Annotated in this window: 11 protein-coding genes; 2 read left to right on the plus strand and 9 right to left on the minus strand. The window is 73.6% G+C overall.

Features of this window, described 5'->3' with window-relative positions; all coding sequences use genetic code 11:
- On the minus strand, window positions 1-724 hold a 724-nt coding region (locus E1286_RS43320), incomplete at its 3' end, for a glycerate kinase (RefSeq protein ID WP_132622627.1).
- Between the two features lie 141 nt (window positions 725-865).
- Between E1286_RS43320 and E1286_RS43325 the strand changes: the two genes are divergently transcribed.
- A complete protein-coding gene (locus tag E1286_RS43325; RefSeq protein WP_132622629.1) occupies window positions 866-2,026 on the plus strand; it encodes a winged helix DNA-binding domain-containing protein in 1,161 nt (386 codons plus the stop codon).
- Between the two features lie 10 nt (window positions 2,027-2,036).
- On the opposite strand, the gene E1286_RS43330 is transcribed toward E1286_RS43325, so the two are convergent.
- From E1286_RS43330 to E1286_RS43365, 8 genes are all read right to left on the minus strand, one after another.
- Window positions 2,037-2,279, minus strand: coding sequence for an EF-hand domain-containing protein (locus E1286_RS43330; protein ID WP_246075660.1), 243 nt, complete (start codon window positions 2,277-2,279; stop codon window positions 2,037-2,039).
- A gap of 24 nt (window positions 2,280-2,303) precedes the next feature.
- Window positions 2,304-3,695 carry an 8-oxoguanine deaminase gene (locus E1286_RS43335; protein WP_132622631.1) on the minus strand — a complete coding sequence of 464 codons (1,392 nt, stop codon included), beginning with the start codon at window positions 3,693-3,695 and terminating at the stop codon, window positions 2,304-2,306.
- Complete coding sequence (locus E1286_RS43340) at window positions 3,688-4,170, minus strand: (2Fe-2S)-binding protein (RefSeq protein ID WP_132622647.1); 483 nt, start codon at window positions 4,168-4,170, stop codon at window positions 3,688-3,690. The genes E1286_RS43335 and E1286_RS43340 overlap by 8 nt, the downstream gene beginning before the upstream one ends.
- On the minus strand, window positions 4,170-5,024 hold the full coding sequence (locus E1286_RS43345) for an FAD binding domain-containing protein (protein ID WP_132622633.1): 855 nt from the start codon (window positions 5,022-5,024) through the stop codon (window positions 4,170-4,172). Before E1286_RS43345 ends, E1286_RS43340 begins: the two co-directional genes overlap by 1 nt.
- A gap of 3 nt (window positions 5,025-5,027) precedes the next feature.
- Complete coding sequence (pucL, locus tag E1286_RS43350) at window positions 5,028-5,888, minus strand: factor-independent urate hydroxylase (protein ID WP_132622635.1); 861 nt, start codon at window positions 5,886-5,888, stop codon at window positions 5,028-5,030.
- Window positions 5,889-6,188, minus strand: coding sequence for a hydroxyisourate hydrolase (gene uraH, locus E1286_RS43355; protein ID WP_132622637.1), 300 nt, complete (start codon window positions 6,186-6,188; stop codon window positions 5,889-5,891).
- Window positions 6,185-6,685, minus strand: coding sequence for a 2-oxo-4-hydroxy-4-carboxy-5-ureidoimidazoline decarboxylase (uraD, locus tag E1286_RS43360; protein ID WP_132622639.1), 501 nt, complete (start codon window positions 6,683-6,685; stop codon window positions 6,185-6,187). Before uraD ends, uraH begins: the two co-directional genes overlap by 4 nt.
- Before the next feature lie 104 nt (window positions 6,686-6,789).
- The gene (locus E1286_RS43365; RefSeq protein WP_132622641.1) at window positions 6,790-7,734 is read right to left on the minus strand and encodes an NADP-dependent oxidoreductase; all 945 of its coding nucleotides are present in this window, start codon (window positions 7,732-7,734) and stop codon (window positions 6,790-6,792) included.
- Window positions 7,735-7,900: 166 nt separating this feature from the next.
- On the opposite strand from E1286_RS43365, the gene E1286_RS43370 reads away from it, so the two are divergent.
- A complete protein-coding gene (locus E1286_RS43370) occupies window positions 7,901-8,740 on the plus strand; it encodes a deoxyribonuclease IV (protein WP_132622643.1) in 840 nt (279 codons plus the stop codon).
- The last annotated feature ends 492 nt before the right edge of the window (window positions 8,741-9,232 follow it).

Here is a 9,232-nt window from a genome sequence, read left to right on the forward strand (position 1 = left end):
GCACACCGTCGTGCTCCACGGCCCCCATGAGGCCGTGGGTCGTGGTCGCGACGGCGGCCAGGCGGGCCAGCGCCGTCTCCAGCGTCGTGACGTCCTCGGGGGTGGCGCCCTTCTGGGGGCCGTAGACGGCGGCGGCGCCGTGCGGGCCGAGCAGCGGGTTGTCCACGTCGCTGGCGACGACGAACTCGACGCCGGAGATGTCGAGGAAGCCTGACAGGTCGATGCGCGCGAGGTCCTTCAGCGCGGCCCCGCCCCGCGGCAGGTCGCGGCCCTCGGCGTCGAGCAGCCGGGCGCCGAGGGCCTGGGCCATGCCCGCTCCCCCGTCGGTGCAGGCGCTGCCGCCGAGGCCGAGGACGACCCGCCCGGCCCCGCGACGCACGGCGTCGGCGATCAGCTCGCCGGTGCCGTAGCTGGTGGCCGTCAGCGGCTCGTGCCCGCCGGGCAGGCGGCGCAGCCCGGAGGCCTCCGCGAGCTCGATCACGGCCGTTCCGGTGGACTGCCAGGCGTACGAGGCGGGCACGCGCTCGCCGGTCGGCCCGGTGACCTCGATCGTGATCCGGCCGAACCCGCCCGCGACGGCGGCGTCGACGGTGCCGTCGCCGCCGTCGGCGACCGGCAGCTCGACGGTGGGCACGCCGAGTCCGGCCGAGACCCGGGAGGCCACCTCGGCCGCCGTCAGCGACCCCTTGAACTTGTCAGGGGCAACCAGAACGTGCTGAACCACTACGAACTCCCACCTGATGATGAACAATGTCCTGACACGCCTTCCTGCCCGGTGCGAGCGGGCAGGAAGGCGTGACTCATCATCACATCCCGGGCCGTTACCCTCACTCCCTGGGAGGGGCCCGCCGGAGAGGAGACGTCGTTGCGGATCTCGGCGCGGCAGCGGCAGGCGCGGCTGGCCCGGCGGCACCGGCTGGCCGTCAAGGCGGCCACGCCGGAGGAGGCCGCGGCGTCCGTGGTGGCGCTGCACGGCACCGACCCGGCGACCGTGTTCCTGTCGGCGGGCGCGCGCCTGTCCGCCCCCGGCCCTGAGCCGGTCGAGCGGGCCCTGTACGCCGACCGCACGCTCGTGCGCATGACCGGGATGCGGCGCACGGTGTTCGTGGTGCCCGCGGAGTTGGTGCCGGTCGTCCACCACTCCTCGACGGTGGCGATCGCCCGCAGGGAGCGCGCGTCGGTGCTGAAGCTGTTCGCCGAGGGCGGCTGGGACGAGGCCCGGGTCAAGGACGTCGAGGCGTCGGTGCTGCGGCTGCTGGCCGAGCACGGCGACGCCACGGCCGCCGAGCTGGGGGCGCTGGAGCCGCGGCTGCGTGAGAAGTTCCTGGTGGCCGCCGGCAAGCCGTACGAGGCCGAGGTGAGCGTGGGCTCGCGGCTGCTCGCCCTGATGGCGATGGACGGCCTGCTCGTCCGGGGCGCGCGCCCGTCCGGCACGTGGCTCAGCGGGCAGCACCGCTGGGGCCTGGCGCCCGAGATGGCGGAGCTCGCCGTGCACGAGGCGCAGGCGCGGCTCGTGAGCCGGTGGCTGGCGGCGTTCGGGCCGGGCACGGAGGCCGACCTCAAGTGGTGGACCGGCTGGACGCTCAAGCAGGTGCGCGCCGCGCTGGCCGCCGTCGGCGCGGTCGCGGTGGAGCTGGCCGAGGGCACCGGGTACGTGCTGCCCGGCGACCTCGACGACCTGGCCGAGTCCGGGGCGCCGGAGCCGTGGGCCGCGCTGCTGCCCGCGCTCGACCCCACGCCGATGGGCTGGCAGGCGCGCGAGTGGTACCTGCCGCAGGAGCACCGCGCCGAGCTGTTCGACCGCAGCGGCAACGTGGGGCCCACGGTGTGGTGGGACGGCCGGGTCGTGGGCGGCTGGGCGCAGCGTCCCGGCGGGGAGATCGTGTGGCGGCTGCTCGAGGACGTGGGCGCCGATGCCCGGTCGGCCGTCGAGACCGAGGCGGCCGCCCTGGCCTCCTGGCTCGGCGGCGTCACGGTCACGCCCCGTTTCCGCACCCCGCTCGAACGTGCCCTGTCCGCCCGCTGAGCGGGAAGCTCTAGGAGACCGTGCGGATGAACTCCTCCAGGGAGTAGCGGCCGTCCTGGTCGGAGTCGGCCTCCTGGCTCAGCGCGCCCAGGGCCTCCGCCGGGAGGTCGGGGAAGTGCCGCTTCAGCTCGGCCTCGCTGATGTAACCGTCGCCGTCGGTGTCGATCGCGGCGAAGGTGCTCTTGAGCCGCGCCAGCCGCTCCTCTGTCAGATCTCCCGCCACGGGACCGCCCTTCTTCCTCGTTCCGGACATTTCACACCATAGTGCGGGCGGTCGCTAGTGCGGCGCGGCGGTGACGCCCTGTTCCTCGGCCAGGCGCAGCAGGCGGCGGCGGGCGGCGGCGCCCGCGCGCCCGGCGGCGTCCTGGGAGAGGGTCCTCAGCTCGCCGTCCGCCACCACCGTGCGCCCGCCGACCAGGACGCGGGCGAGCGGCGGCGGGGGCCCGAAGACCAGCGCGCAGACGGGGTCGGCGACGGCGGCGGTGAAGGGCCCGTCGACCCGCCACAGGGCGATGTCGGCCAGCTTGCCGGGCTCCAGGGTGCCGAGCTCGGAGTCGCGGCCGAGGTTGCGGGCGCCGCCGAGCGTGGCGAGTTCCAGGGCCTGGCGGGCGGTGAGCGCCCTGGGGCCGTAGCGGGCGCGCTGGAACAGCAGGGCCTGGCGCATCTCGCCGGCCAGCGGCGTCAGCTCGGAGGAGGCGCTGCCGTCGACGCCGAGGCCGACGGGCGCGCCGCGGCGCAGCAGCTCCGACACGCGCGCGATCCCGGCCCCGAGCCGCCCGTTGGAGGACGGGCAGTGCGCGGTGCCGGTGCCGGTGGCGGCCAGCTTGCCGACGTCGGCGTCGCCCAGGTGCACGGCGTGCGCGAACCAGACGTCCGGCCCGAGCCAGCCGAGCTTGTCCATGTAGTCGACCGGGCGCATCCCGAACTGCTCCAGGCAGTGCTCGTCCTCGTCGAGGGTCTCGGCGATATGCGTGTGCAGGCGTACGCCCCTGGCCCTGGCCAGGGCGGCCGACTCGGTCATCAGCTCGGCGCTGGCCGAGAACGGCGAGCACGGCGCGACCACCACGCGCAGCATCGACGACGGCGACGGGTCGTGGTAGGCGTCCACGGCCTCGGCGGTGGCGGCCAGGATGTCGTCCAGCTCCTCGACCACGGAGTCCGGCGGCAGGCCGCCCTTCGACCGTCCCCGGTCCATCGAGCCACGCGCCGGGTGGAAGCGCACGCCGACCTCGCGGGCGGCCTCGATCTCTGCCGCGAGCAGGTCGCCCCGGCCCTTGGGGAAGACGTAGTGGTGGTCGCTGGTGGTGGTGCAGCCCGACAGGGCGAGCCAGCTCAGCCCGGCGGTGGCGGCACCGTTGACCACCTCGGCGTCCATGGCGGCCCACACCGGGTAGAGGGCGACCAGCCACTCGAACAGCGTGGCTTCCTGGACGAGGCCCTGGCAGGCCCACTGGTACAGGTGGTGGTGGGTGTTGACCAGGCCGGGCGTGGCCAGGCAGCCGGCGCCGTCGATGCGGGCGGCGCCGGGGACGTCGGGGGCGGGCCCGGGACCCAGCTCGGCGATGCGGTCACCCTCGATCCTGATATATCCGGATCTGATCTCGGGGCCGGCGACCGGGGCGATCGCCACGTCCGTGATCAGCACCGTCTGACCCGCGGCATCACGCATCGCCCGCTCCCTCCGCCTTGCGGGCGGCGGCGAGCCGTACCGCGTCGATGATCTTCTCGTAACCGGTGCACCGGCACAGGTTGCCCGCCAGCGCCTCCCTGATCTCCGCGTCCGACGGACCCGGCACGCGTGCCAGCAGGTCGTGGGTCTGCACCACCAGGCCCGGCGTGCAGAAGCCGCACTGCACGGCCCCGCACTCCGCGAACGCCTCCTGCACCGGGTCGAGGGCGCCCCCGTCGGCCAGGCCCTCGACCGTGCGCACCTCGCGCCCCTCGGCCTGCCCGGCCGCGACCAGGCAGGCGCAGACCGGCACGCCGTCCAGGTACACCGTGCACGAGCCGCACTCGCCCTGCTCGCAGGCGTTCTTCGAGCCGGGCAGGCCGAGGCGCTCGCGCAGCACGTAGAGCAGGCTCTCGCCCTCCCAGACGTCGTCCGCGCTCTGCTCGCGGCCGTTGACGGTGAACGTGACGCGCATCACGCGGCCCTCCGGTAGTCGTTCCAGGCCCAGGTGAGGGTCCGGCGGGCCAGCACGCCGAGGGCGTGCGCCCGGTACGCGGCGCTGCCCCGTACGTCGTCGATCGGCGCGGCGGCCCGCGCGCACAGCTCGCCGAAGCGGTGGGCCAGCGCCGGGTCCAGCGGCGCGGACCAGTCCAGCTCCCGGGCGAGCAGGTCCTCGGCCTCCCGTGCGCGGCGCGGGGTGGGCGCGGCCGAGCCGATGCCCGTCCCGACCCGCCGTTCCCGCGGGTGCAGGGCGATCGCGAACGAGCACACCGCGATCACCATGGCGTTGCGGGTGCCGACCTTGGAGAAGTACTGGGGGCCGGTGGCGGGCGGCACGTGCACAGCCCTGATCAGCTCGTCCGGCTCCAGCGCGCTGCGCTTGACCCCTAGGTAGAACTCGGCGGCGGGGATCATCCTGACCCCGCGCTCGCGCGACTCCACCTCGACCACCGCCCCGGCCGCCAGCAGCGGCGGGTGGCTGTCGCCGGCGGGCGAGGCCGCGCCGAGGTTCCCGCCGACGCTGCCGCGGTTGCGGATCTGCGGCGAGCCGACCGTGCGCGCCGCCTGCGCCAGCCCCGGCAGCGACCCGGACAGCTCGTCGATGACCGTCGCGTACGACACCCCCGCCCCCACCCGGCAGTACCCGCCGGTCATCTCCCATGCGCGCAGCTCGGGCACCCGGGTGAGGTCGAGCAGCGCCGCCGGCCTGCGCACGTCGAAGTTGAGCTCGACCATCACGTCGGTGCCACCCTGCAGGGGCACCGCGTCGGGCCGGTCCGCCTTGGCGGCCAGCGCCTCCTGCCACGTCGTGGGCCGCAAGAAGTCCATCGGCTACTCCCAGGCGAATCGGGCGTCGGGCGCGTCCTCGCGCAGCACACTGCCCTCGATCAGCCCGTACGGGCGGTCGGCGGCGTGGAACACCTCGTTGTCGTTGTCCAGCCCGAACGGCGACAGGTCCACGACGAGGTGGTGCTTGTTCGGCAGCGCGAGCCTGACCTCGCAGATCTCGGGGCAGACGGTCAGGGCGCGCTCGCCCATGGCGTACAGGGTCTGCTGGAGGGAGCGGCTGTGGGTGCCGGCGAACGCGTCGAGCAGGGCCTGCCGGGTCCGCTCGTACGACTGGGCGTACGACGCCGTCTCGCCGGTGTGCCGCCACCGGGCGGTCACGGCGGTGGCGAGAACGCGGTCGCGGGTGGGCGGCAGCGTCGTGTACTCGTCCACGATGTAGCCGTGGAACTCCGAGCCCGTCGTGTTGAGCACCACCAGGTCCTGCAGCCCCGACACGACGGTGCTGTCGCCCTGCCTGTCGTGGTGGACGACGCAGGTCCGCACCTCGCCGCCGTCGCGGACGAACGAGTGCGGCCCGGCGCGGTTCCAGCCGTACTCCTCGATCTCCACGCGGGCGTGGTGGATCGACGGGTGCGAGGTGACGAAGTGCCGGGCCAGCAGCAGGGCGAACTCCTCGATCTGGCCGACGCCGTGCTTCCTGGCGAACGCGTACGCCGTGTTCTTCTGCGTGTCGGTCGGCAGGACGGCGGCGTTGTCGCCGGTGAGGTGGACGGCCTCCGTGTCACCGGACAGCGACGTGCTGACGTTGACGTCCTTGACGCGGTGGACGGGGCCTTCCCTGGCCACGTGGACGAGCCTGGTCTCCGCCTTGCCGTATCGGTTGGGGCCGAGCTTGACGGACATCTAGCTCCCTCGGTAGGTGGAGTAGGCGTACGGGCTGAGCAGCAGCGGCACGTGGTAGTGCTGCGCCGGATCGGTCACGGTGAAGGTGACGACGACCTCCGGGTAGAACGTGTCGGCCAGGTAGGCCCCCGTGTCGAAGACGACGCGGTGCACCCCGGCCTCCGGCTGCCACCCCTTGAGCCGGCCGTCGGCGTCGGTGCGGCCCTCGGCCACGACGCCGCCCTCGTGTTCGAGGCGGACCCGCAGGCCGGCGGCCGGGCGGCCGGTCACCGCGTCCAGCACGTGCGTGGAGAAGCTCATCCGCCCGCCCCCATGAGCTTGGCCAGCCGCAGCCGCACGATGGCGGCCAGCTCGCCGCGTACGACGTCGCGCTCGCTTTCCTCGTCGTTGCGCAGCCGCTCGCGGAGCCGGGCCAGCATCTCGGCGCCGGTCAGCCCGGTGGCACAGACGAGGTAGACGTGCCCGAACCGTCCCTCGTAGTCCCGGTTGCCCTCGGCGAGCGCCGCGCGCAGCCGCTCCTCGACGCCGGACTGCTCCTGGCGCGACCACGTCGCCTCCCTGCCGTCCCCGCCCGCGCGCTCGCCGATGCGGGGATGCGCCTTCAGCGCCTCCAGCACGTCGCCCCACTCCAGCTCCCGCACGACCTTTCCCGCCGTCTCCAGCAGCTCGTCCAGGTTTCCGTACGGCCTGAGCGAGGCGACCAGGCCGGCGAAGGCGGGGCTGGCGCAGCAGGCGAGCAGCTCCCGCTCGGCCTCGGCCGTGGGCAGGACGTTGAAGGCTTCCAGCGTGTCGGGCATGTCAGAAGTACACACATGCGTTCCGTGCCCGGTCCATCCGCGAGAACTCCGAAGTGACCGCCCGGATGGCCCGCACTTTTCGTGCCATGCTCCAACAGCCGCTCTCACATGGTGAACACGGTCTTGCCGCGGGCGTGGCCCGCGGCGATGTCGGCCAGCACGGCGGGCACCCGTTCCAGCGGGATCTGCGCCTGCACCTGGACGCGCAGCTCGCCGCTGTCGATGAGGTCGGCCAGCTCGCTCAGCACCGGACCGGTGACCGTGTTGACCACGTTGATGCCGCGCAGCTCCCTGGCGGCCAGCGCGTCGGGGTCGACGGCGCGCAGGACGCTGCAGATCACTCCGCCGGGGCGCAGCAGGCCCTCCAGCGGCGCCGTGCCGCCGGCGGTGGAGACCAGGTCGAAGACCGCGTCGATCCCGTCGGGGTGGGCGGCGAGCACCTGGTCGGCGACCGGGCCGCCGCGGTGGTCCACCGTCTCGGCGGCGCCCAGGCGGCGTATGGTGTCGGCCGCGTCGGGGGCGGCTGTCGCGATGACGCGAGCGCCGCGCAGCGCGGCGAGCTGCGTCGCCGCCTGGCCCACGCCGCCGGTCGCCCCGACGATCAGCACCGTCTGGCCCTCGTCCAGGCGGGACTCCTCGACCAGCGCCCGCGCGGTCGCGGTGGCGGTGGGGACGGCCGCGGCCTGCTCAAGGATCATGCCCTTGGGGATCGAGGCCACCGGGCCGTCCGCCGCCACCACGCCGTACTCGGCATAGCTGCCCAAACCCCGCGAGGGGTCGGTGAAGCGGCCGTAGACCTCCTCGCCGAGCCGGAAGCCGGTCACGCCCTCGCCGAGCGCGGCCACGCTGCCGGCGCCGTCCTGGCCCAGGACGAACGGGAACGACGGTGACATGCGGTCCCTCATGGCGCCGCCGGCGATCTTGGTGTCGACGGGGTTGTAGCCGGCGGCGCGCAGGCGTACGAGGAGCTCGCCGGGGCGTGGCTGCGGCTCGGGCAGCTCGACGAGCTCCGGGTCGGCCCCGAAGGCGGAAATGGCGACGGCACGCATGGGCTCTCCCCGTCTGGACGGACGTGTTCCGGACGCAGCGGATCGTTCCCCGAGGCGGGGCGCGCCAGGGGGCCCGACGGGGTCTTGGCGCAAGCTTTGTCCGTCGCACCGCGTACGATCGCGCAGGTCAGAGGTCCCGCCGGCGGGGCCTAGACTGGGAGGCATCATGACCCCGACTTCTCTGATCGGCGGACACGTGTCCGTGGCGGGCGGCCTCGCGACGGGCGGCCTGAAATACATGGCCGACATCGGCGCCGAAATGATCCAGGTGTTCGTCACCAACCCGCGCGGCTGGGCGCTCAACGACGGCAAGCCCGACGAGGACGCCAAGCTGGCCGAATCGGGTGTGCCGGCGTTCATCCACGTGCCCTACCTCGTCAACTTCGGCTCGCCGAATGCCGAGACGCTGGCCAACTCCATCGCCGTCGTGCGCCACGCGCTGCGGCGCGGGGTGGAGACCGGCGCCAGGGGCGTCGTCGTGCACACCGGCTCCGCGGTCACCCAGGGCCGTGACGCGGCGCTGCGGCAGCTGCACGACAACCTGCTGCCGCTGCTCGACACGATCCCCGACGACGGGCCCGACCTGCTGCTGGAGCCGATGGCCGGCCAGGGCGCCATGCTGTGCGCGACCGTCCAGGACCTGGAGCCGTATCTCGACGCGCTCGACCGGCACCCGCGGGCCTGCGTCTGCCTCGACACCTGCCACGCCTTCGCCGCCGGGCACGACCTGGCAGCCGAGGGCGGGGTGAAGGAGACGTTCGACGCCCTGCACGCGATCGCTCCCGGGCGGCTCAAGCTCATCCACGCCAACGACTCCAAGGACGTGTGCGGGGCGAAGAAGGACCGCCACGAGAACATCGGGGCCGGCCACATCGGCGCCGGTGCGTTCGCCGAGCTGATGCGCCATCCGGCGGTGGCGGGTGTGCCCATCTGCATCGAGACTCCCGGCAAGGCGCCCCAACACGCCGAGGACATCACGCTGCTGAAGAAGCTCCGCGACGGCTGATCTCTCGCGCCGCCGGGCTCACGGCGAAGGCGGATAAGACCGGTAACCCAGTAGGAATCGTGACAGGGGCGCCTGCTCACGCGATCCGACCGCCCCCGAGGGCCGGATCGCGGGGCCTCTTCCATGGCCGCGCAGACGCCCCTTCACAAATTCGGCTTGGCGGGCCCCACCCCCCGGTCAAGGGCCCGACAGCCGTGGCGACGTGCGTGTCGCCGGTGAAGCCGGCGCATCAGTCCTGTTGTGAGCCTTGCGGCTCGTCCCCCCGATGCGCCGGAGTGGCTTCCCGATGCCGAAACACTACGGTTGCGATCTTGTGGGCGAAACCCCGTTTCCGGACAGCTCGTTGAGCGGTCTGTAGTCATCGACATACGGAGAGTGGCCCAACGACGAGCGGTCACCCGTACGCGACGAGCGGTAGGTTGCAGGGGTTGCACACGCCCATCGCATGCCCCCTCACCGACCAGCGGTTCCACCACCCCCACCGCCCTCTGC

The sequence above is a fragment of the Nonomuraea terrae genome, assembly GCF_004348995.1.
GTDB classification, from domain to species: domain Bacteria; phylum Actinomycetota; class Actinomycetes; order Streptosporangiales; family Streptosporangiaceae; genus Nonomuraea; species Nonomuraea terrae.

What these genes read in the sequence shown, in the direction of transcription:
- E1286_RS43345 (WP_132622633.1), bottom strand. Translation starts at nt 5,024, where the DNA reads ATGGACTTCTTGCGGCCCACGACGTGGCAGGAGGCGCTGGCCGCCAAG.
- pucL (WP_132622635.1), bottom strand. Translation starts at nt 5,888, where the DNA reads ATGTCCGTCAAGCTCGGCCCCAACCGATACGGCAAGGCGGAGACCAGG.
- uraD (WP_132622639.1), bottom strand. Translation starts at nt 6,685, where the DNA reads ATGCCCGACACGCTGGAAGCCTTCAACGTCCTGCCCACGGCCGAGGCC.
- uraH (WP_132622637.1), bottom strand. Translation starts at nt 6,188, where the DNA reads ATGAGCTTCTCCACGCACGTGCTGGACGCGGTGACCGGCCGCCCGGCC.
- E1286_RS43365 (WP_132622641.1), bottom strand. Translation starts at nt 7,734, where the DNA reads ATGCGTGCCGTCGCCATTTCCGCCTTCGGGGCCGACCCGGAGCTCGTC.
- E1286_RS43335 (WP_132622631.1), bottom strand. Translation starts at nt 3,695, where the DNA reads ATGCGTGATGCCGCGGGTCAGACGGTGCTGATCACGGACGTGGCGATC.
- E1286_RS43370 (WP_132622643.1), top strand. Translation starts at nt 7,901, where the DNA reads ATGACCCCGACTTCTCTGATCGGCGGACACGTGTCCGTGGCGGGCGGC.
- E1286_RS43340 (WP_132622647.1), bottom strand. Translation starts at nt 4,170, where the DNA reads ATGCGCGTCACGTTCACCGTCAACGGCCGCGAGCAGAGCGCGGACGAC.
- E1286_RS43330 (WP_246075660.1), bottom strand. Translation starts at nt 2,279, where the DNA reads ATGTCCGGAACGAGGAAGAAGGGCGGTCCCGTGGCGGGAGATCTGACA.